A 21534-nucleotide genomic window follows, 5' to 3' on the forward strand; every position below is an offset into this window, starting at 1 on the left:
ACACAAGAGACGAAAGACTTGCTATCTTACGCGGTACCACTCCTGTTTTACAGAGATTTTCTCTGTACACTCTGCGGATACGGATGAAACATCTGCATATCCTGCCCCTCTAACGGTGGGTTTCCGTCTGCACCTACTCTTTTTATTCTAAATTTGGGAGCAGCAGCTCTGAGGTCAGTTCCACGGAATTCGTCTGCTGTTTCGCATCACCCAACAGCTTTCTGGATTCGGAAGCTCCATGTAGTATTCCTCTTCTTTGCCTTTTTCCTAACTTGGCTCTTATGTTACCATTTTTCTCCATCTCTGTCAAGCGCAAAACGCAGGATTCCGTAAAAATACACCCGCCGGAAAGGAGGCTCCGGCGGGTGCTCTAACGCATGATTTCGTTGTTTTATTTGTTGTACTCTTCCAGGTATTTCTGGTAATCCTCTACCTGTTTTCCGTGGATTTCCTTGAGTTCATCCAGTGTAGTCGGGACTGCAAGTCCTAAGTTATCCAGTCAGTCTTTCCGGATCCACAGAGTCTCACATGCCGGCTCTGCAACGTCGCCCGGGATACGGTAAATTCCGTTGTCTCCGGATGCGTAGAACATAACGCCAGGATCTATGCTGTTGTAGTAGTCAACCATGTTGGTGTATTTCTTCATATACGGAGAAATATCCACCAGAAGGCCTGCGTCTGCCCATTTCGTATAGTCAGCTTCCATGTTCCACCACCAGATGATGTCCGGCCGTTGTGTCTCATCGCCCATCAGAAGGGAAATTTGGGATGTTGCATCCGACCAGCCCGGCAGTGTGATGATATCAATATCCAGGTTGCAGCGGTCCTCCATCCATTTCTGCATTTCGCTGTCCGGCTGGGTATAACCCTGCAGGCACACGATGGAAAGTTTCATTTTCTCATCCTGATTCAGCACGTCGATCGGTTCATCAGACTCTTCTCTTACGACTTTTCCGCTGTCTGCGGATTTGCTGCTTCCGCAGCCCGACATCATTCCCACTCCCATTACTCCTACAAGGAGCAGTGCCATCATTCTTCTCTTCATTTCTCTCCCTCCTCTTTTTTATCGTTAAAATCAGCCCTTAACGCCGCCGATCATAACTCCTTTTACAAAGTACTTCTGCACGAAAGGATATACGCACAGAATCGGTACGGTTGCAACGACAACGGATGCTGCTTTGATCGTAGCTGCCGTTACGTTGGTCGTTGCTGTTACGGTAACACCGGCAGACTGCATTGCCTGGTTGGTGTTGGTCAGCATGTAGCGGAGAACCGCCTGCAGAGACCATCTGCTCTTGGTGTTGATATACAGAACGCTGGAGAAGTAATCATTCCAGTAACCGACTGCGGTGAACAGCGCGATGGTCGCGATGCTGGCCTTGGAAAGCGGATATGCGGTCGTTGCGGTAAACAGAGTTCCAAATACAGTTCCAAATGGCATTTATGCACGAATTTGAATCATTGCAAAAAGAGAGCCGGGAACGCCCCGGCAGACGGTTTTTCTTCTCGTCCGCCGGGGCGTCCCTGGCTCTCTTTCTTTTTTCACTTTTTCCTGTTTTTTCTATTTCTTTCTATCCCTGGCGCTTGCACGAGGAACGGCGCACCACAACCTCACCCGAAACGAGAATCCGCTCTTTCGGCGCTTCCGGGTGCTCCTCCCGCCATAAAAATTCATGCACCATACGGCGGCCAAGCCACTTCGTATCGACATGAACGGTTGAGAAGAACGGATACAGCATCCGGTCCTCATCATCATCAAATCCGGTCAGTGCCACATCCTCCGGCACGCGCACGCCGATTTTCCGGAAGGATTCTGTCAGTCTTTTGGCGATCATATCGTTGCCGCAGACAATCGCTTCCGGCAGTGTATCGTAGCTCGCCACAATCTTGTCAAAATTTTCCGGGTAATAAAAATGATCGCTCTCCATATTGGGGCGCACAAGATCCTCCTCGAGCGGAATGCCCGCCTGTTCCATCGCCGCAAGGAAACCAGCATACCGGTCATGCATCGACTCATACGTGCTGCTGTGCTCACTTAGGAAACCGATCCGCGTCATGCCCTGCCCGATCAGATGGGACGTCAGAAGACTCACCGGCTGCACACCGTCCACACGCACGATATCGCCCATCGGCCGCTGTTCGATACCGCAGTAATGGTCGAGCTGAAAAATGCGATACCCCAGATTTACCAGTTTCTGCATATATTCCGGCGGCAGCATCTTAATGCAGAAGATTGCATCGATATTTTCATCCAGTCCGAGCGGCAGAATACCGTTCTCTTCCTCACGCTCCGTCACGACCGCAACGCGCGTCTGACAGTTGTTGAGGCTCGCCTCCTCAGAGATGCCGCTCACGACGCGGTCCCAATAAACAGCGGCATCCCGCGTACGCAGAACCATAATATTGTAATGCTTCTCCTGTGGTGCCCGAACCTCTTCCACGTATACATTTTCGCCCAGATACCCATTCCTTTTCGCCATCCGAAGAACTCTCTCCCGTGTCACCGGAGCCACCTTCGGATCATCCTTTAATGCCATGGCAACCGTATTCCGGGACAGTCCCAGCTCCTTTGCCATACTCTGTATCGTTACTTTCCCCATAACTTCCTCCCTGTTTTTTCTGCGCAATTCATTTTTCTCTCGCACACGTCTTTGTCCGTAAGAAAAAAAGTGCCGTAAAACGACACTCTTACCGATCGGGGCAACAGGATTTGAACCTGCGACCTCACGGCCCCCAGCCGTACGCGCTACCAAGCTACGCCATACCCCGTAATCACATTTTCATTATACCAGCGAACTTCTGAAAAATCAATGCTATTTTTCCCTTGTCCATTTCATTACATTTGTTTCTTTATTTCGTGTCATACCTTCCTCTATTTTACCGTATTGTCACTTTTTCTTTCTGAATATGTAATTTTTCGACGTTTTCTACGTATCATAAGTGAAAGGGGAAAAATCGTATGCCATACAAACTTTCACCTCTGGCATGCCCGTCTGCAAAGACTATGTAAAAACTGAACAAAAGGAGACATCGTAATGGAAACTGAAATTTACTTTCTACTACACTCTTTAGGAATTGGTGCAAAATACCGCGGATTTCGCTATCTCGCCTATGGTATCGCTTTATGCATGGAAGACGAAGATTATCTCCTTCGGGTCAGCAAAACGCTGTACCCAAAGATCGCACAAACGTTTCAGGTATCGTCCTCCTGCGTCGAACGAGACATCCGCACCGCTATTTCCGTCTGCTGGACCCGCGGAAACCGTGATCTGCTCTTTTCGCTTTCTGTGCATCCGCTTCTGACAAAACCGACCAATTCCGAATTTTTTGATATTTTAAGTTCTTATATCAAGTACTACCGCGCTTTTCCTGCCTGTCGTCAGGAGGCATAAAAAAAAACGAATATGCAAAAGAAAAACACTTCCTCGCCGTATCATATTGGGGGATATGCATGGCGCGGAAGTGTTTTTTTCAGGATAGAGCAAAAAGGAGACTGCCCACAAAGGCAGCCTCCCGATATGGATCATTTGACAACAAACCGATTAGTTGTTGATCAGTTTGTCCTCGTTGCTCCAGCTGTACAGTTTTCTGATTTCTTCTCCGACTTTCTCTGACGGATGCTCTGCAGCTTTTCTTCTCATAGCGCGGAAGTGAGCCTGTCCGCCTGCCGGAGACATATCCAGAAGGAAGTCTTTTGCGAAAGTACCATCCTGGATATCGGAAAGGATTTTCTTCATAGTCTTCTTTGTCTCTTCTGTGATCAGCTTCGGTCCGGTGATATAATCGCCATACTCTGCTGTGTTGGAGATAGAGTATCTCATTCCTGCAAATCCGGACTGATAGATCAGATCTACGATCAGTTTCATCTCATGGATGCACTCGAAGTATGCGTTTCTTGGGTCGTATCCAGCCTCACACAGAGTCTCGAATCCAGCCTGCATCAGGGCGCAAACACCGCCGCAGAGAACTGCCTGCTCACCGAACAGGTCTGTTTCTGTCTCAGTTCTGAAGGTTGTCTCCAGAAGACCAGCTCTTGCTCCGCCGATTCCAAGGCCGTAAGCCAGTGCTTTGTCCAGTGCTTTTCCGGTGTAATCCTGCTCAACAGCAACCAGGCAAGGAGTTCCTTTGCCAGCCTGATACTCGCTTCTTACTGTGTGGCCAGGTGCTTTCGGAGCGATCATAGCTACATCTACGTTCTTCGGAGGTACGATCTGTCCGAAGTGGATAGCGAAACCATGAGCGAACATCAGCATGTTGCCCTCTTCCAGGTTTGGCTCGATATCTTTTTTGTACATTGCAGCCTGTTTCTCATCGTTGATCAGGATCATGATGATATCAGCCTGTTTTGCAGCCTCAGCAGCGGTATATACTTTGAATCCCTGTGCTTCTGCTTTTGCCCAGGATTTGCTGCCTTCATAAAGTCCAATAATAACATCACAGCCGGAATCTTTCAGGTTCAGTGCATGAGCATGTCCCTGGCTTCCGTAACCGATAATTGCGATTTTTTTGCCTTCCAGTAAAGAGAGATTACAATCTTCCTGATAAAAAAGTCTTGCTGCCATTTTATTTTCCTCCATATATATAGAATGTCTTGACCGGCGGCAGGTCGGTCAATTTATACAGCGAAAAGCATTTCTGCCTTTTGCTGTTTGTCAGGGAAATGAACTTTTCTATACAAAAATTTCATTCCTCTAGCAAACGTATGTAATGTGATCTGCGTTAATCGAGGTAACGCACATCGTGGACTCCTCTCGAGAGTCCTGTCACTCCTGTTCTGGCGAGTTCCAGGATTTCGTATCCCTGTACCAGATTCAGGAACCCTTCGAGCTTTGACTGGTTTCCGGTCAACTCTACGATCAGGCTTTCCTGTCCCACATCCACGATTCTTCCACGGAAGACATCGGAGATGGCGATGACATTGCGGCGTTCATTTTCATTCACACGGATCTTGACCAGCATCAGCTCTCGTCTGACACTCTCGTCCGGCTTCAGCTCTTTGATATCCCGCACATCGACAAGTTTTGCCAGCTGTTTTTTGATCTGCTCCAGAATCATTTCATCACTGCAGTACAGAACAACGGTCATTCTTGTGTATCGCGGGTCTGCTGTCACACCGGCGGTGATCGTCTCGATATTGTATCCGCGTCGGCTGAAAAGACCAGCTACTCTGCTTAAAAGTCCCGGCGTATTATCCACCAGCAGGGATAATGTTCTTTTCTGTTCCATAAACACCAACTTTCCTCCATCCGCAGGCGCCGCGGATTTTCAGCAATTTCTTACAACTTCCAACGCCTTATCCAATATATTAGCAACTTATCCTCGCTTTGTCAACAAAAATTTTACCAAATTATTCTTTTGAGCAAAAATCTTTTGCCTCCTGCGGTTCCCATTTGCACACCTTCCGGTCATACGTAAGGATGCCGTTCGACTCCTCCTCGACATCGGTAAGCTGTGTGTAGACTGCTGCGGCAAGTCCCTGTTCTGTGAGTTCTCTTATCTTTTCTGCCAGTGCATCCATCGCTTTCCGGTACTGTGCCTGGTTCTGATATGTGCGGTAGCCGAACGATTTTTCGGAGTAGAGATGCTCCTGTACCGGATACGTATAGCCGCCGTATTCAGAAAAAGCAAACGCGCGCTCCTCCGGTTTTACTTTTAATGGACGGAAGTAATTGTGAAGGCTCTTGATGTCCCCCGCTCCCTGATCGTACCAGCCGCTCGCGTGGTCGATCTGCCGCGTCGGATCGAGGGCTCGCACCATTTCTGTCATCTCCCTGGCATCAAACTGTCCCCATCCCTCGTTGAACAAAACCCAGAGAGACACGCACGGCGCATTGTAAAGCTGACGGATCGTCTCGCGGCACTCCCGCTTCCACCACTCTCTTCCCGTTTTCGAAGTCCGCGAAAAGAGCGGATAACAGTTGTCCCTGAATTCCGTTGTCACAAACGGCAGTACCGTCGGAAGATACAAAAGGAACGTCTGGATCGACCGGCCGCCGCCGTTGATCATATCCTGCCACACCAGCATACCGATATGGTCGCAGTGGGAATACCATCTTGCGCACTCAACTTTCAGGTGTTTCCGGATCATATTGAAACCGAGGCGTTTTGCCGTCTTAATGTCATAAACCATCGCCTCATCGGACGGCGGCGTGTAGAGGCTTTCCGGCCAGTAACCCTGGTCGAGGACACCGTTCTGGAAATATGGCTTTCCGTTTAAGAAAAGACGCGTGATTCCTTTCTCATCTTTTCCAATGCCGAATTTGCGCATGCCGAAATAACTCTCGACGCGGTCTTCTCCCGCTTCAATGGAAACCCCATAGAGATGCGGATGTTCCGGGCTCCAGCCTGCAAAATTACCGAGAATCAGCTCCGCCTCGTTTTCTCTCGTCTCCCGGACGCAGATCACCTTCGCATCCGGCGCTTCGCTCTCCCGAACCGTAATTTTTTTCGTCAGTCCCGCATCCGGTCCGTTGAGGAAAACCCGTACTTTTACGCTCGCCGTATCATATTCCGGCGTGATCACGATGCGTTCCAGATACGTCTCCGGCACCCATTCCATCCAGACGCTCTGCCAGATGCCACTCTGCGCGGTGTAAAACATGCCGCCCGGGGTAAGGCTCTGCTTTCCGCGGCCCTTCCAGTCCGTGTCCGTCTCATCGCGCACCTTGACGGCAAGCTCGTTCTCTCCCGTTTTGAGATACGGCGTAAGATCCACTGAAAAAGAAAGATACCCGCCGAGATGGCCTCCGGCACGCTTTCCGTTGCAGTAAATTACCGCATCCTGATCCACGGCGCCGAACTGCAGCAGCAGCCGTTTTCCGGCAGGAATTTTGGGAAGCTGAATCGTGCGGAAGTACCACAGATATTCTTTGGGAAGCAGCTGCCGCTTCACGCCGGACGCATTGCACTCCGGGGAAAACGGAACGAGAATTTTTCCGTCCCGCTGTTTTGGCATTTTCTGCGTTTCCGTGAACGCATACTCCCACCATCCGTTCAGATTTGTCCAGTTTTCCCGGCGCATCTGCGGACGCGGATATTCCGGAAACGGGAGCTCTTCTTCCGGATTTTTCCCAAATTCCGTAGAAAGGCGGAATTTTTTTCCTTCCTTTTTTCCAATCTGTAATGCTTTGACCGCATTTTTGAAGTCCATTCTTTTCCCTCTTTTTTCTGATTTTTATGATTGATAAAAGCGTGCCCGTACAAAATCCCGGACACGCTTTTGGTGTACTGAAAATCAAAGCGGATATTCGCAATCCGGCTAGATAAACGCCAGCGTTTTCATCAGATACAGCCAGAACGTCAGCGTAAAGGCACTGCCGCACGTTGTGATCATAACGGTATTTGCCGTCAGACTTCCCTCATGACCCATATTTTTCGCCATGATAAAACTGCTCACCGTCGTTGCGGAACCCAGCATCACAAGGATTGCCACCAATTTCTCCTGACGGAAGCCAAGCACCACGGCGATCGGCAGAAAGACGGCTGCAAGACCGACCAGCTTAATCGCAGCTGCTGCAATCGACGGCCGGATATTCTTTGCCGCGCTCTTTGCCTCAAACGACGCACCCATCGCAATCAGGCCGAGCGGCGTTGCAAGTACTGCAATATTCTGCACCGTTTTCTGCAGAATCACCGGCTTTGGAATGCGAAGCACCGACCAGAGCAGTCCTGCAGCGATCCCGAGGATAATCGGGTTTGTCACGATATTTTTCGCCGTTTTTTTCACAAAATCTGCCGTGATCTCCTCCCGTTCCGGGCGGAATACTGCAAGAACGACAACTGCCATGATATTATACAGCGGCACACTGCTGATGATCATCAGCGGCGCCATGCCGGAATTTCCGTAGATATTCTGGATAAAGGCAATACCAAGGATCGCCGCACTGCTCCGGTACGCCGCCTGGATAAATTCGCCTCTTGCACTTCTCTCTTTTAAGAGATGGGAAAGTCCCCATACCGCAAGAATTGAGAGCAGTGTTGCAAAGAAGCAGAACAGAACGAATTTGATATCCCACACAGCGGAGAAATCAGAATCCGACAGATCCTGGAACAGCAGCACCGGGAGTGCGATTTTAAACACAAATTTGTTCATTTTGCTTGTGAACGATTCGTCCAGAATACCAACCTTTCGAAAGAAAAGTCCCAAAATCATTGTCAGGAAGATCGGCATCGTCGCGTTCAGGCTGAAGATCAGATTACTCATACCAGTGTTTTTCCTGCCAGTACATTTTTATAATCTTCGTAGTTCTCTTCGAGAAGCTTCGGCGTATTCAGACCGTAGGGACATTTCTTCATGCAGGCGCCGCAGTGGAGACAGCCTTCGATTTTCTTCATCATCGCCTGACCGCGCTCGGTGAGCTGGTTGGCGGACGGGGAACGGCGCAGAAGCAGGCTCATGCGCGCGCAGGTGTTAATCTCAATGCCTGCCGGACACGGCATACAGTAACCGCAGCCGCGGCAGAAGTTGCCGGAGAGCTCTTTCTGGTCTTTCTCGATGATCGCCTTGATTTCATCCGTCATGGCAGGCGGACAGGCAATGTAGCTTAAGAACTCGTCCAGCTCTTTTTCTCTCTGGACGCCCCAGATCGGAAGCACGTTGTCGTACTGGTCTTCAAAGGCATATGCAGCCGCGGAGTTTGTGATCAGGCCGCCCGAGAGCGCTTTCATTGCGATAAAACCGATATTTTTCTCTTTGCAGCCCTGTACCAGTGCTTTCTCACGGTCCGTTGCCAGATAGCAGAACGGGAACTGCAGCGTCTCGTAAAGACCGGACTCGATGATCTCCTCTGCCACACTCATGCGGTGGTTCGTGATACCGATGTGGCGGATTTTTCCCTGTGCTTTTGCTTCCAGCATCGCCTCATACAGGCCGGTTCCGTCTCCCGGCTTTGGACAGAAGGATGGATTGTGGAACTGATAGATATCGATATAATCGGTCTTTAACAGGGAAAGGCTTGTCTCCAGATCCTTCCAGAAGCCCTCTACATCCTTTGCCATCGTCTTCGTAGAGATAAAGACCTTCTCACGCATTCCCTCAAACGCTGCGCCTAATTTTCCCTCGCTGTCGCTGTAGGCACGCGCGGTATCAAAAAAGCGGATGCCTCCGTCATACGCTTTGCGCAGCAGATAAACAGCGTCTTCTTTCGTGACACGCTGTACCGGCAGCGCGCCGAAGCCGTTCTTGTTTACACAGATTCCTGTGCTTCCCAGTGTTACCATGGACATACTTATGTTCCTCCTTTTTCGCTTTCGTTATTTCAACTCACAGTCGGTATTTCACGGAGTCTGACATGTCGAAAATAGTTCGACTGCGACTTGTCTAATGGTGTTAAAATCCGTTATTTCTATAGTATCACACTTTCTGTCAGACGGCAAACGCGATTTAAAGAGGCAGGCACAAAGGGAAATACTTTCCTTTTATGTCTGCCTCTGAATATCATTTTTTATTTTACTTCTTTATAAAAGTTTACACAGTCCGACGGATCATAATAGATCTTATTATCCGCAAGCAGCGTGGAAACACCGTTCTGTACTTCGATGATGCTGACCGCACAGTTGTACGGCACGCCGCCGTGCCAGAAGTCGTTCTTGTCTTCATAGACATTGCGCAGCAGCGCGCGCATGCAGCAGCCGTGGGTGGCGATCAGGATCGTCTTGTCCTGGAGCTCCGGTTTTGCAGTCAGCTCATGATAGAACGCTTCTGCCCGGTCGCAGACCTCCTGGATCGTCTCTCCGTCTCCCGCCGGGCGGAAGTGGAACGGATCTTTGTAAAAGTCTTCGAAGTGTTCGGACGGAATTTCAAAATTGTTTGCCCGGCATCCAAGCCCTTCCCAGGAGCCAAAGGAAAGCTCCATCAGGCGGTCGTCGGTCGTAAGCGGCACATTTCTGCCCGCAAGGACGAGCTCTGCCGTGTGCTTTGCGCGGCGCAGCGGACTGGAAATTCCAAGGTCAAACGGGATATTTTTCAGTCCTTCCGCCGTCACTTTCGCCAGACGGACACCGTTCTCATTCAGCTCGGTGTCCGACTGGCCCTGCAGTCTGCCTTCTACGTTCCACGCGGTTTCGCCGTGGCGTATGATATAAAGTTTCATAAAAATCAGCCTCTCAGTTCGATGTTGAACTCATTCTGCAGTTTCTTGCAGATCTTCTCGACAAATTTCTGTACTTTTTCGAAGTCAAATGCTTCTTCCTTCGGTGCAAAGGTGACGGTGAACGCCATGCTCTTCTTGCCTTCCGGAATCTGGCCGCCCTCGTAAACATCAAACAGACGGATCTCTTTTACGTATTTGTTTGCCTCGCGGATGCAGTTCTCTACATCGCCGCAGCTGATGTTTTTGTCCATCACAAATGCCAGGTCACGTTTCTCCTCCTGGAATTTGGAGATCGGCTGGAAGGTGCGTTTTTTGCCGTACCATCTGGAGAGCTCTTTTAAGTCAAGCTCCATGATGTAAGCGGAAGTACGCATGCTCAGCTCGTTCTGGATATCGTATGCTGCTTTTCCGAAGTATCCGATTTCTGTGCCCTCGCAGAGTACTTTCACTGCCTGATACGGATGCAGGAAGGATTTCTGAACCGGCTCGTAGGTGAACGCGATGTCCATGCTCTCGGCGATGGTGTTGGCGATGCCTTTCATCGTGAAGAAGCTCTCGTTGTTTCCGAAGGTTCCGACACAGAGAACTTTTCTTTCATCCGGGTAGGATGTCAGCGGCAGAGACTCTGGAATATAGATGCTTGCTACCTCGAACAGTCTTCCCTCAAGAGTACCCTGTTTCTCATTTCTGGAAATGGCATTCAGCATGGAAGCTGCCAGTGTGGTACGCATCAGGGACAGATCCTGGTTGATCGGGTTGATGATCTCGATGGCATTTCTCTCTTTTGCGTCTGCAGGCAGTTTCAAAAGATCCAGATCTGCCGGAGAGAAGAAGGAGTAATGCATGCACTCGTAGATACCCATGGTGCATAAGGTATTCTTCAGTGCCAGCTCGCCTTTCTGCTCTTCATTGTAGCCGCCCATCGTTACCTGTGCAGCGGAAAGGAAGGTATCTGTTACGTGGTCGTAGCCGTACATACGGATGACTTCCTCTGCCACATCCGGATAACGCTCGACATCGTTCTCGCCCTCTGGCAGCATATCCTCACGGTAAGCCGGAACCTGGATAGTCAGCTCATCGCCGTTGATTTCCGGTGCAAAGTTCAGGTTCTTCATAATACGAAGAATTTCTGCTTCCGGAACTTCGATACCGAGTACACCGTTTACTTTGCTGACACTGACAGTCATCGGAGTCGGATCGATGGAGTTTCCAGTGTTGACATCAAAATGGGTACGGGAAACTTTACCGCAGCCAAGCTCTTCCATCAGATGCAGGGCACGTTTCATACCAAGTACGGTTGAATACTCGTCCACGCCTTTCTCATATCTTGCACTGGCATCCGTTGCTTTTCCAAGCGCACGGGCTGTCTTTCTGACGTTGTCGCGTGCGAATTTTGCGGACTCAAACATAACAGCCTCTGTCGTGTCGCGGATCTCGGAGTTTAAGCCTCCCATGACACCGGCAAGTGCAACCGGTTTTACACCGTCGCAGATCACGAGGTTGTTCTCATTCATTGTGTATTCCTGCTCATCGAGAGTCACAATCTTTTCGTTCTCTTTTGCTCTTCTGACACAAATTTCATTGCCTTCCAGATAAGAACAGTCAAAGGCATGCATCGGCTGGCCGATCTCTTTTAAGACGTAGTTTGTGATATCAACCACGTTGGAGATCGCGGACATGCCGACGAGTGCCAGACGGCGTTTCATCCATGCCGGGGACTCTCCGATTTTTACGTCATATACGTAATGAGCGCTGTAACGCGGGCAGAGTTCCGGAGCTTCCACACGGACAGAGAAGCCTTCTTTTTCCACATCCGTCTCGGTGTAATCGGTTGCCGGCATTTTTAAAGGTTTTTCCAGCATCGCCGATACTTCTCTTGCGATACCGAGGATACTCTGGCAGTCCGGTCTGTTTGCAGTCAGTGAGATATCAAAGATCCAGTCGTCAAGACCGGTCAGCTCTTTGACATCTGCGCCAAGCTCGGCATCTTCCGGCAGAACAAGCAGTCCGTTGTAGCCTGCGCCCGGGTACAGATCCTCGGTAAGGCCGAGCTCCACGCCGGAGCAGAGCATTCCGCAGGACTCATATCCTCTTAATTTTCCTTTTTTGATGGTCATAACACCCTCGATGGTCTTATGATCTTTTGCTGTTGCATAAACAGAAGCGCCAGGAAGGGCAACCGGAAATTTTCCGCCGGTGTGCACGTTGTCTGCGCCGCAGCAGATCTGCATGGTGCCGTGCTCTCCTGCATTTACCTGGCACACATGAAGATGGGTCTCCGGGATCGGCTCGCAGCTCTCCACCAGGCCGACAACAACATTGCTGATGTCTTTTCCCACCTGATAACGCTCTTCTACTTCAAAACCGCCGTCGAACAATTTTTTCTCCAGTTCTTCCGGGGTAACATCGATATCTACATATTCTTTCAGCCAACTTAACGGTACTAACATATTAAACCTCCAAATTCAAACTGTTTCGTCTTTATTTCTCGTTAATCTGATTTAAAACCCGCAGATCGGAACCGAATAACAGTTTGATGTTGTTGATTCCGTATTTCAGCATGGCGATACGCTCCAGGCCGATACCAAAAGCGAAGCCGCTGTACTCTTCTGAATCAATGCCGCAGTTCTCCAGCACGCGTTTGTTTACGATACCTGCTCCAAGAACCTCGATCCAGCCGGTTCCCTTGCAGAGGCTGCATCCTTTTCCGCCGCAGGCGAAGCAGCTGCAGTCTACCTCAACGGACGGCTCCGTGAACGGGAAGTAAGACGGACGGAGACGGGTTGTGGTTCCCTCGCCGTAGATCTTCTGTACGAGTACGTCGAGCATTCCTTTCAGGTCGCAGAGGGTGATGTTTTTGTCGACAACGAGTCCCTCCATCTGATGGAACATCGGAGAATGGGTTGCGTCGTCATCGGAACGGAAAACACGTCCCGGGGAAAGAATTTTGATCGGCGGCTTTTTATTTTCCATGACATGGATCTGGCCTGCAGATGTCTGGGTACGGAGCAGGAATTCCGGGGAGAGATAGAAGGTATCCTGCATATCTCTTGCCGGGTGATCCTGTGGTGTATTCAGTGCAGTAAAGTTGTAGTAATCGGTCTCGATCTCTCTTCCCTCATATACCTCAAAGCCCATGCCTGCAAAGATATCGATGAGCTGTTTGCGGATCAGGGTAACCGGGTGAAGGTTTCCGATCGCTGTCTCTTCTGCCGGAAGGGTCAGGTCGATTTTCTCGGACTCATATTTCTTCTGCAGCTCGCGCTCTTTCATCTCCTCTTCCACTTTCTGGAAGCGGCCAAGCGCCCACTCTTTTAACTCATTGACGGATTTACCGTAGTTTGCGCGCTCTTCCGGGGCAATGTTTTTCATTTCTTTCATCAGCCCGCTGATCTTACTTTTCTTTCCTTCCAGATACTCGCTCTTAAATTCATACAGTTCTTTGGAGCTTTTCAGCTCTTCCAGTCCATTTTCAATCTTCTGTTTTAATTCAGACAGATGGCCGGTTAATACACTTTTTTCCTGCATTTGACTCTCCTACTTTCTTTTTCTTGCTTGTTTGATGGTAAATGTGAAAAACAATCAGATACCCCGCTGCAAACAACGGGGTGTCTGATTTTCGCGGCAGTCGCCAGATATCCATGCAAGCATGGCTGTTTGGCTCGTTGCTCATGAAAAAAAGATCCCGCCCCTAAAAGGGACGAGATCTGAAATTTCGCGGTACCACCCTGATTTCTGCAGATACTTCCTGCAGACACTCATAAACGGTGCTGTAACGTACACCACACGTCTGTCCCTACTGGCAAAAGCATTTTGCGTTCCGGACATCTGCTCCGATGCGAAATTTGAACTATTTCTGAACCTGAAGGAGCTTGCAGCCGATGACTCCCTCTCTCTGGCGGAAAAAATAATTCTCTGAACATCTTCACAGCATTTTTCTTTTGAAATGGTCGTTAAAAACCTTATAAACAATGTTTATTGTACCGTCTTGACACAAAGATGTCAAGCAGATTATTTTTCTGCTTCTCTGTTTCCCTCTTTATTTTCCATAAAATGCTCAATCGCCGCATTCTGCAGTTTCCGCAGTCTATCCTCGAAATACGCATTGATTTCCGCGCCGATCAGGAGGATCCACATACAGAAATACATCCAGATCATGATAAACACAATCATCGTCAGGCTTCCGTACATGTTGGAAGTTGCAAGTGCAATGTCGAGATACATGGAAAATGCGAGAGAAAACACTGACCAGGCAAGTGACGAAATCAGCGCGCCCGGGCACTGGCTTTTCCAGCTCGCCTTTCTGTTCGGAATGCATTTATACAGCACAAGGAACAGAATCGCAAGTACGCCGGTCGTGATGAGAGTACGCATCCCCATAATCGACGAGGTGACACGTGCTACCATCGGCAGATGCTCTGTCAGCTTGTTCTGGATCCGGGTTCCGAATACCAGAAGGACAAGGCTGGTGAGAAACGCAACGACAAAAATCAGCGTATACGCCATGCCCCGCAGCCGGTTCACAACATAATTTCTGGTCTCTTTTACGTGATAAATACTGTTCAGCCCGTTCGTCAGGGCTGCAATCCCCTTACCCGCCGACCACAGCGTTGTGATGATGGTAATCGGCATAAAAGCGGAGGACTGATAAAAGACCTCATTTACAATACCGCCCACGTAGCTCTGAAACTCCGTGGGCAGCATATTGATCAGAACGCTGTAAACATCGTCGCGCGTAAGCGGCGTGTACTTGACCAGCGTGACAAGCAGAAGTACAAACGGAATAAAGGAAAGAAGAATGAAATAAGCACTCTGCGATGCATATGCGCCGACATGGTCCTCATTCAGGCGCTTCATAAAACCGCGGATTGTTTTGATCATTTGGGCAAAACCGCCTTTTCTTTGTTTTCGTGATCGCATCCTGTTTCAGGATAGCTTACAAAGCATACCATACTTTTCTTCCCTTAGCAAGGTACAAAACTTTTTTCCGGCTCAGTCCCATTTGCGGTAATACCATGCATAACCGCGGGCCGGAACCGGAACACCGCGCAGAACACGTTTTTCGCCGGTAAACAGATCTTTCCAGGTGAACTCTCCCATATCGATCCATGCGGTACGGTCCTCGTTGCTGAAGTTGAAGATTCCCGTCACCATCTCATTGCCGGATTTTCTGCAGACACAGAGAAGTGCGGTATCGTACGTTTCCTCGGTCCAGACATCCGCCTCTCCCTCGAATGGACGGTATTTGAATTTCAGTTCCTCCATTTTTTTCATCGAAGCAAAAATCTGGTTCTGAACTGTTCCTTTTTTGTCCTTCTCCGGCTCCAGATCCCAGCAGAAGTGGCCGCGGTGCAGGTAACGGCTGTCGGCTGCGCGGTCGTAATCCTCACTCTCTTTGTAAGAGTAATCATTGACCTGGCCGATCTCGTCGCCGCTGTAGATGACCGGAATACCGGACTGGATAAAGAGGTATGCATTCAGCATCTCGATTCTCTGGATTGCCTGTGCTGTCTTTGTCTCATTCTGTTCAAATCCTGCTGCCTCAAGGCCGCAGAGAGAAGCCGTCGTTCCGCAGAGACGCGCATCCTGCAGAACAGGATCGTCGTTGTAGAGCTCTCCTCTCGCATCGCTTCCCTCCACATAGCCGCGGAAGTAGTCGTTCAGATATTTCTTGTGCGGTGCCTCGGCGATGCCGAACTGTTTTAACCACTCGTAATCAAGGCCCCAGCCGATGTCATCGTGGCATCTCAGATAATTCAGGAATACATAGTCCTTCGGCAGTCTCGTCACAACATCCATCTGATGTTTCAGCAGACGGGTATCTGCCGTTGCAATGGTGTGCCAGGTGGATGCCATGGTCGTTACGTTGTACAGCATATGGCACTCCGGTTTTTCCAGAGTTCCGAAATACGGAACAACTTTTTCCGGTTCCATGACAACCTCGCCGAGCAGCAGAACGCCCGGGCAGACGATCTCGGTGATCATACGCATCATGCGGACAATCGTATGTACCTGCGGCAGATTACGGCAGGTGGTGCCGAGCTGTTTCCAGATATACGGAACAGCATCAATGCGAACGATATCAATTCCCTGGTTGACGAGATACAGCATATTGTTGACCATCTCGTTGAAGACAACCGGGTTTGCATAGTTCAGATCCCACTGATACGGGTAGAACGTTGTCATGACAAATTTGTGGCAGTCCTCTCTCCAGGTAAAGTTGCCCGGTGCAGTTGTCGGGAACACCTGCGGACAGGTTTTCTCGTACTCGGACGGAATGTCGTAGTTATCGAAGAAGAAGTAACGGTCCTGATACTCTTTTTCTCCGGCAAGCGCACGCTTTGCCCACTCATGATCCTCGGAAGTGTGGTTCATAACGAAATCCATGCACAGGCTCATGCCCTGGTCGTGGCATTTTTCGGAGAGTGCCGCCAGATCCTCCATCGTTCCAAGGGACGGCTGTACGGTGCGGTAGTCAGCAACGGCATAGCCGCCGTCACTCTTCCCTTTCGGGGTAGCAAGGAACGGCATCAGGTGCAGGTAGTTCACGTTGCATTCCTTTAAGTAATCCAGTTTTTTCTCAAGACCGCTGATGTTGTCTGCGAAGGCATCAATGTACAGCATCATGCCGAGCATTTTCTGGCTCTTGTACCAGTCTTTCTGTTTTTCTCTCTTACGGTCGAGTGCTTTCCATTTTTTATTCCGCTCTTTGTACCACTGCTCCATGCTCGCACAGAGCTCTTCAAATCTTCCCTGTCCGTTTGGATACAGCTCACAGTAGAGCCATTTCAGCTCATCGTAGTGTTTCTCGAGTCTTCTCTGATATTCCACTGTCATGTTGTTCGTTCTCCTTTATCGTATTCTTTATTTCGTCACAGTGCTCCGCTGATCGCAGATCTGTGTTACATTTCTTTCTCTTGCAGTATACCGTTGCCGCAATTATATGTCAACCGTTTACATACTGTATTTTTTAACAAATTTTTTTCTTTTTCTTTGTCCTTTTTTACTATTTTCTGTTTATCGGTTACCTGTCCGGTCTGAAGCATTCTTTGTACCGGATGCCTTCTTGGTTCCAGTCTGAAAAAGGCTCCACAGTTTCTGTTCCTGCGGAGCCTCTCGTTTCTTTTTGCTTGATTTGTTCCCGTCTGTTTCACGCGGAATCCCGCACAACAAGACGCACCGGCATCGTCGTTACATTCGGCACCAGTTCGCCTTTCCGTCTGTGGTCAATATATTCCATTGACAGTTCCGACATTTCCTCGATTGGCTGGTGGATTGTTGTGATCGCCGGCGTTGTAAGCCCGGCAATCACCGTATCGTCAAAACCGACAACTTTGACCTCTTCCGGCACCCGTTTTCCCATCGCATGAAGACGCTGGAGTACCTGTGCGGCAATCAGGTCACTGCTTGCAAAAATGCCGTCCGTCTCCGGGTGCTCCAGAAGGCCCTTTTCAATATAGGATTCATAGTGCATGGAGCCGTAGCTTAAGCGGTCACTCAAAAGAACTCCCCCTTCAATCCCCCGCTCCCGGCAGACGCGCAGGAATCCATCCGCACGCCGGTCCGCCGGCATATCTCTTCCGACGATTCCGCCGAAATGAAGCAGATGGCGGCAGCCGCAGTCCGCAAGATGCGATGCTGCAAGCGCTCCTCCCTGCTCGTTGTCACACTGGATCGTAATGGCCTCCGTGTTTTCCTCCCGCTCGAAATTGACGATCGGAATTTTCAGATCATGAAATTTTTCAATCTGCACATCGCGGCTTGCCATCACGACGCCGGTCACACGGTTGGAGATGAACATATCGAGATATTCGGTTTCTTTCTCCGGCTGATCTTTCGAGTTGCAGAGCAGAATCTTGTAGCCCCGCTTTGCCGCCGCGCTCTCGAGCGCACTGATCATTTTACTGAAAAACGGGTGCGAGATGTGCGGAACGATAACCCCGATCGTATTGGAATGTGCTTTTGCCAGGGAACGCGCCAGCTCATTCGGCTGGTAATTCATTTCCTGCATCGCCTGCGTTACTTTTTTTCTTGTCTCTTCACTGATGTATCCGCGGTTGTTGATCACGCGGGAAACCGTCGTCGCCGTAACGCCGGCGCGTGCCGCTATGTCCTTGATTGTCGCCATGTTTCTCTCCTCGTCATTTTCTAACTGTTTTTCACTTTCGCCCATTATAGCACAAAAAATCTGTTTTCGGTGATTTTTTTAAAAAAGGGAACGGCAGTCGCCGATTTCGATGTTCTGGTAAAAATAACGGAGAATCTCCTCATACGATTTTCCCTGCTCTGCCAGATGTTTCGCACCGTTCTGTGACATGCCGACGCCGTGGCCGTAGCCGCCGCCGTAAAATGTAAAGGAGACAGCCGTTTCCCCTTCTTTTTCCGGAACCACGATAAAGCAGGCACTCGGAAGCAGCTCCATCTCACAGCTTACAGTTCCGTCATTTTTCTGAATCGGCCAGCCTTTCGCCGAGAGGAACTTTCGGATCTGATACTCTCCCTCGATTTCCATGGATCCTTTTTCCCCCTCGATACGGACGGTTTCTGCCGCACCTCCCGCTGACCGCCGCCGCACCTCAATCCCCGTGATCTCTCCGATTTTCTGATCCGCTGCCCGTTCCGACAGCACATCCGCCGGAATCGTCACCTGCCAGCGGTACCAGCCGTCCTCCACTTCCAGACTTGTGCTGTCCCTTTTGGTGATAAACGATGCAAACGCCTCCTCCGTCTCCGGTTCCTGCTTCTCCCCGCCTACCGTCACGCTCTTCAGATATTCTGCCGTCTCCGCCGTATTCCACACTTCATCCGTACTCGTCTTCCCGCAGGAGGTTGAGAAAAAATACGCCTGAATTGGTTCCCCGCCGCAGGTGATGATTTTTCCTTCTGTCTCCGCCACCGCAGCGTCTGTCTCTGGCTGCGCTTCCATATTGTGGTAGACCTGGCTTTCCACGCTGTCGTCTACATCCGCGTGGTAGTTCTCCCACGTTTTTTCACGAATCCTGGCACACGCATACGTTCTCGCACAGACCGCCTGTGCTTTTAATGCCTCCTTTTCATAGGAGGACGGCATCTCACTCGGCACGACATACCGAAGATACATTTCCAGATCAAGTTCATTTACAACAAGAAGTCCCTCTTCGCTTTTATAGATGACAAAACTTCCCGGATAAACCGTCTCGTCCTCCGGCTTTCCCGTCAGGGAAACTGCCGTTCCCGCACTTTCGTCTTCCGGCGTTACATGCAGAACTTCCCCACATTCCTTTTCCGTCACGCAGACCGTCTCCTGCGGGGAAGCTATGTATGTGCCGTCATTCAGAGAAAGGCGGACGTTTCCGCGCAGAGACACCGTCTCCTGCGCATATCCCCGCTCTCCACAGTCGGTCAGAAGAACACGGATCCGCACCGGTCCGGCTGCCGTTGTTTCTTTTTTTTCTTCCTTCTGGCTGTTCAGAAAAACAGCGTTTTCCTGCTTCATATTCTGTATCGTCTCCTCTTCCTGCTTTTTGTTTTCCATCGTCTCCGCCCTGCTTTCTGTTGTCCCTTCCGGTGCGTCCAGACGGCGCTTGACGGCAAATAAAAGCAATAGCAGAAGAATCCCAAAGCCTAACAGTATCAGTTCCGCTGCATCATTTTTTCTCTTCATATCTCATTCTATGCACACCGCTTTTTGTCCGATTCCTTTTCTTTTTGTGATTTTTCCTTGACAAATACCGCCCTATGGTATATAGTACGGTTGTGTATAAATTTCATATCAACATCCAGAGTGCATCAAAAGAAGATCCGTCTTTTGGTGAGAGAGGGAATTCAGGTGAGATTCCTGGGCGATCCGGTCACTGTAATCAGGGAGTGAAGCATAACAAATCCATTGTATGTCCGCAACATATGAGAAGGAATGTGGAACGATGATCTGTAAGTCAGGAAACCTGCTCTGTATGCATAGGGTTGATGCTTCCGATGAAAGCTTCCATTCAAAGACTATTATGGGATATGGAATGTCTGAAAATTTTCGATTAGATTTTTAGAAACCTTCGAGCGAGATTTATGCATTGCATTAAACGGCCGGGTAAACCGTTTCAGATTCTGGTTTCGCCTGTTCTTAGTCAGGCACTATCCTCCGCTTAAAGGTGTCTGCCTATTCCGCTTGCAGGTTGATTCAGATGGCGAAGCGGTTACCCACCTCTGAAAAGAATATGATATGACTGGTAAGATTCTGTTGGATTCGAAAACAGGGTCTTTTCTTTTTCTGTTTTTCAGAGTTTGTTTTCTGCATACTTTCCCATAAAAAGGCTCCCCGCCTGCGCTCCTGTTTTCACAGGATACTGCAGGAAGGGAGCTTTTTTATGCTATAAAATAGGATCTTAGAAAATGAATTTGTATACGGTTGTGGTGTCGTAGGTATCGCCTGCCTCGAGGATCGGTTTCTCCTCACCCTCCTGATTGATGGCATTCGGCACATACTGGGATTCCAGGCAGAAGCCGTTGCGTTTGCCGTAGGATACTCCATTCTTTCCGGTAACCGGAGCGATGAAGTTTCCGGCATAGAACTGAACACATGGCAGATCCGTGAAGGCTTCCATGGTAATGCCGCTCTCTTTGCAGGATGCGACAGCCATCAGCTCGATGCTTCCCTCTACTGCCTTATCCAGAATAAAGTTGTGGTCGTAGCCGCCGGTCAGTTTAAGCTGCTCGAAATCTGCTTCGATCTCTGCTCCGATTGCTTTCTCGCTGGTAAAATCCATCGGAGTTCCCTTTACGGATGCATGCTCTCCGGTTGGGATAGATGCAGAATCGATCACCGGGCTGAACTGCTCCGCTTTTAAGATAAGTGTCTGGTTCTCGATGGAGCCGGCATCGTGGCCTGCCAGGTTGAAGTAGCTGTGGTTTGTCATGTTGACAACGGTATCCTGATCGCAGCTTCCCTCATAGTGGATTTCTACGGCGTTCTCATCGGTCAGGGTATACGTAACGGACACTTCAAAATTTCCCGGGAACCCCTGGTCTCCGTCCGGGCTCATCAGAACGAAGGTAACGGCGCTGTCATCCGCCTCTTCTACGTTCCAGATGCGGTACTCATATCCGTCCGGGCCGCTGTGCAGGTTGTTGCCGTTCTCATTTTTTGCCATCTGATATGTTTTTCCGTGCAGTTCAAATGCTGCTCCCGCGATACGGTTTCCGTTTCTTCCGATGGTAGCTCCGAAATGGCTTCCGTCTGTCTCATAGCCGGTTACGGAGTCAAATCCAAGGACAACGTCTCTCTTCTTTCCATCCTTGTCCGGTACGAGAACCGATACCAGATGTGCGCCGTAATCGGTTACGCTGATTTCCATTCCGTTTTTATTGGAGAGTGTGTAGAGTGCTGCTTCTTTTCCGTCTTTTGTTGTTCCAAAACCCTGTTTTTTCATGTTCCTTCTCCTTTTGTTTGTATGTAACGTATAAAAGAGAA

General features: G+C 49.6%; 17 protein-coding genes, 1 tRNA gene, 1 riboswitch and 2 other annotated features. Of the genes, 1 reads left to right on the forward strand and 17 read right to left on the reverse strand.

Annotated features, from left to right (window positions below; translation table 11 throughout):
• Positions 1 to 2: 2 nt before the first annotated feature.
• Positions 3 to 266, reverse strand: a binding site (T-box leader).
• A 233-nt stretch (positions 267 to 499) separates the two neighbouring features.
• From ACY2VT_RS01225 to ACY2VT_RS01240, 4 genes are all read right to left on the reverse strand, one after another.
• Positions 500 to 1045, reverse strand: coding sequence for a hypothetical protein (locus tag ACY2VT_RS01225; RefSeq protein ID WP_461878601.1), 546 nt, complete (start codon positions 1043 to 1045; stop codon positions 500 to 502).
• A gap of 30 nt (positions 1046 to 1075) precedes the next feature.
• Complete coding sequence (locus ACY2VT_RS01230; protein WP_461873111.1) at positions 1076 to 1441, reverse strand: hypothetical protein; 366 nt, start codon at positions 1439 to 1441, stop codon at positions 1076 to 1078.
• A gap of 130 nt (positions 1442 to 1571) precedes the next feature.
• A complete protein-coding gene (locus tag ACY2VT_RS01235) occupies positions 1572 to 2600 on the reverse strand; it encodes a LacI family DNA-binding transcriptional regulator (RefSeq protein ID WP_461878602.1) in 1029 nt (342 codons plus the stop codon).
• 95 nt (positions 2601 to 2695) lie between these two features.
• Positions 2696 to 2769: transfer RNA gene (locus tag ACY2VT_RS01240), tRNA-Pro, on the reverse strand.
• Between the two features lie 266 nt (positions 2770 to 3035).
• Between ACY2VT_RS01240 and ACY2VT_RS01245 the strand changes: the two genes are divergently transcribed.
• On the forward strand, positions 3036 to 3392 hold the full coding sequence (locus ACY2VT_RS01245; protein ID WP_461878603.1) for a sporulation initiation factor Spo0A C-terminal domain-containing protein: 357 nt from the start codon (positions 3036 to 3038) through the stop codon (positions 3390 to 3392).
• A gap of 150 nt (positions 3393 to 3542) precedes the next feature.
• On the opposite strand, the gene ilvC is transcribed toward ACY2VT_RS01245, so the two are convergent.
• The 13 genes from ilvC to ACY2VT_RS01310 all read right to left on the reverse strand — a co-directional run bounded on the left by ilvC (position 3543) and on the right by ACY2VT_RS01310 (position 21493).
• The gene (gene ilvC / locus ACY2VT_RS01250) at positions 3543 to 4562 is read right to left on the reverse strand and encodes a ketol-acid reductoisomerase (RefSeq protein WP_443647359.1); all 1020 of its coding nucleotides are present in this window, start codon (positions 4560 to 4562) and stop codon (positions 3543 to 3545) included.
• Between the two features lie 157 nt (positions 4563 to 4719).
• Complete coding sequence (gene ilvN / locus ACY2VT_RS01255) at positions 4720 to 5226, reverse strand: acetolactate synthase small subunit (RefSeq protein WP_055226439.1); 507 nt, start codon at positions 5224 to 5226, stop codon at positions 4720 to 4722.
• Between the two features lie 121 nt (positions 5227 to 5347).
• On the reverse strand, positions 5348 to 7150 hold the full coding sequence (locus ACY2VT_RS01260; protein ID WP_461878604.1) for a glycoside hydrolase family 2 protein: 1803 nt from the start codon (positions 7148 to 7150) through the stop codon (positions 5348 to 5350).
• Between the two features lie 108 nt (positions 7151 to 7258).
• On the reverse strand, positions 7259 to 8203 hold the full coding sequence (locus ACY2VT_RS01265) for an AEC family transporter (RefSeq protein ID WP_461878605.1): 945 nt from the start codon (positions 8201 to 8203) through the stop codon (positions 7259 to 7261).
• Positions 8200 to 9225, reverse strand: a complete 1026-nt coding sequence (locus ACY2VT_RS01270) for an aldo/keto reductase (RefSeq protein ID WP_461878607.1) — start codon at positions 9223 to 9225, stop codon at positions 8200 to 8202. The genes ACY2VT_RS01265 and ACY2VT_RS01270 overlap by 4 nt, the downstream gene beginning before the upstream one ends.
• A 218-nt stretch (positions 9226 to 9443) precedes the next feature.
• Positions 9444 to 10091, reverse strand: coding sequence for a histidine phosphatase family protein (locus ACY2VT_RS01275; protein WP_461878608.1), 648 nt, complete (start codon positions 10089 to 10091; stop codon positions 9444 to 9446).
• A 5-nt stretch (positions 10092 to 10096) separates the two neighbouring features.
• Positions 10097 to 12541, reverse strand: a complete 2445-nt coding sequence (pheT, locus tag ACY2VT_RS01280; protein WP_461878609.1) for a phenylalanine--tRNA ligase subunit beta — start codon at positions 12539 to 12541, stop codon at positions 10097 to 10099.
• A gap of 31 nt (positions 12542 to 12572) precedes the next feature.
• On the reverse strand, positions 12573 to 13619 hold the full coding sequence (pheS, locus tag ACY2VT_RS01285) for a phenylalanine--tRNA ligase subunit alpha (RefSeq protein WP_022461828.1): 1047 nt from the start codon (positions 13617 to 13619) through the stop codon (positions 12573 to 12575).
• A 165-nt stretch (positions 13620 to 13784) separates the two neighbouring features.
• Positions 13785 to 14029, reverse strand: a binding site (T-box leader).
• A gap of 73 nt (positions 14030 to 14102) precedes the next feature.
• A complete protein-coding gene (locus tag ACY2VT_RS01290) occupies positions 14103 to 14972 on the reverse strand; it encodes a YihY/virulence factor BrkB family protein (protein ID WP_461878610.1) in 870 nt (289 codons plus the stop codon).
• A gap of 111 nt (positions 14973 to 15083) precedes the next feature.
• Complete coding sequence (locus tag ACY2VT_RS01295; protein WP_461878611.1) at positions 15084 to 16928, reverse strand: alpha-amylase family protein; 1845 nt, start codon at positions 16926 to 16928, stop codon at positions 15084 to 15086.
• A gap of 313 nt (positions 16929 to 17241) precedes the next feature.
• Positions 17242 to 18264 (reverse strand): LacI family DNA-binding transcriptional regulator, encoded by a 1023-nt coding sequence (locus ACY2VT_RS01300; protein ID WP_461878612.1) that lies wholly within the window; start codon positions 18262 to 18264, stop codon positions 17242 to 17244.
• 33 nt (positions 18265 to 18297) lie between these two features.
• Positions 18298 to 19734: a SpoIID/LytB domain-containing protein gene (locus ACY2VT_RS01305; protein ID WP_461878613.1), complete on the reverse strand. Its 1437-nt coding sequence runs from the start codon at positions 19732 to 19734 to the stop codon at positions 18298 to 18300.
• 101 nt (positions 19735 to 19835) lie between these two features.
• Positions 19836 to 20036: riboswitch (cobalamin riboswitch) on the forward strand.
• A 413-nt stretch (positions 20037 to 20449) separates the two neighbouring features.
• Positions 20450 to 21493, reverse strand: a complete 1044-nt coding sequence (locus ACY2VT_RS01310) for an aldose epimerase family protein (protein WP_461876904.1) — start codon at positions 21491 to 21493, stop codon at positions 20450 to 20452.
• Positions 21494 to 21534: the final 41 nt, after the last annotated feature.

Origin of the sequence: Fusicatenibacter sp., from assembly GCF_050872605.1 — a bacterium.
Classification (GTDB): Bacteria; Bacillota; Clostridia; order Lachnospirales; family Lachnospiraceae; genus Fusicatenibacter.

Excerpts from the sequence above, each read along its gene's own strand:
- ACY2VT_RS01275 (WP_461878608.1), bottom strand. The coding sequence starts at position 10,091 with ATGAAACTTTATATCATACGCCACGGCGAAACCGCGTGGAACGTAGAA.
- ACY2VT_RS01265 (WP_461878605.1), bottom strand. The coding sequence starts at position 8,203 with ATGAGTAATCTGATCTTCAGCCTGAACGCGACGATGCCGATCTTCCTG.
- ACY2VT_RS01230 (WP_461873111.1), bottom strand. The coding sequence starts at position 1,441 with ATGCCATTTGGAACTGTATTTGGAACTCTGTTTACCGCAACGACCGCA.
- ilvC (WP_443647359.1), bottom strand. The coding sequence starts at position 4,562 with ATGGCAGCAAGACTTTTTTATCAGGAAGATTGTAATCTCTCTTTACTG.
- ACY2VT_RS01305 (WP_461878613.1), bottom strand. The coding sequence starts at position 19,734 with ATGAAGAGAAAAAATGATGCAGCGGAACTGATACTGTTAGGCTTTGGG.
- pheS (WP_022461828.1), bottom strand. The coding sequence starts at position 13,619 with ATGCAGGAAAAAAGTGTATTAACCGGCCATCTGTCTGAATTAAAACAG.
- ACY2VT_RS01260 (WP_461878604.1), bottom strand. The coding sequence starts at position 7,150 with ATGGACTTCAAAAATGCGGTCAAAGCATTACAGATTGGAAAAAAGGAA.
- ACY2VT_RS01295 (WP_461878611.1), bottom strand. The coding sequence starts at position 16,928 with ATGACAGTGGAATATCAGAGAAGACTCGAGAAACACTACGATGAGCTG.
- ACY2VT_RS01245 (WP_461878603.1), top strand. The coding sequence starts at position 3,036 with ATGGAAACTGAAATTTACTTTCTACTACACTCTTTAGGAATTGGTGCA.
- ACY2VT_RS01235 (WP_461878602.1), bottom strand. The coding sequence starts at position 2,600 with ATGGGGAAAGTAACGATACAGAGTATGGCAAAGGAGCTGGGACTGTCC.
- ACY2VT_RS01225 (WP_461878601.1), bottom strand. The coding sequence starts at position 1,045 with ATGAAGAGAAGAATGATGGCACTGCTCCTTGTAGGAGTAATGGGAGTG.
- ACY2VT_RS01300 (WP_461878612.1), bottom strand. The coding sequence starts at position 18,264 with ATGGGCGAAAGTGAAAAACAGTTAGAAAATGACGAGGAGAGAAACATG.
- ACY2VT_RS01290 (WP_461878610.1), bottom strand. The coding sequence starts at position 14,972 with ATGATCAAAACAATCCGCGGTTTTATGAAGCGCCTGAATGAGGACCAT.
- ACY2VT_RS01310 (WP_461876904.1), bottom strand. The coding sequence starts at position 21,493 with ATGAAAAAACAGGGTTTTGGAACAACAAAAGACGGAAAAGAAGCAGCA.
- pheT (WP_461878609.1), bottom strand. The coding sequence starts at position 12,541 with ATGTTAGTACCGTTAAGTTGGCTGAAAGAATATGTAGATATCGATGTT.
- ACY2VT_RS01270 (WP_461878607.1), bottom strand. The coding sequence starts at position 9,225 with ATGTCCATGGTAACACTGGGAAGCACAGGAATCTGTGTAAACAAGAAC.
- ilvN (WP_055226439.1), bottom strand. The coding sequence starts at position 5,226 with ATGGAACAGAAAAGAACATTATCCCTGCTGGTGGATAATACGCCGGGA.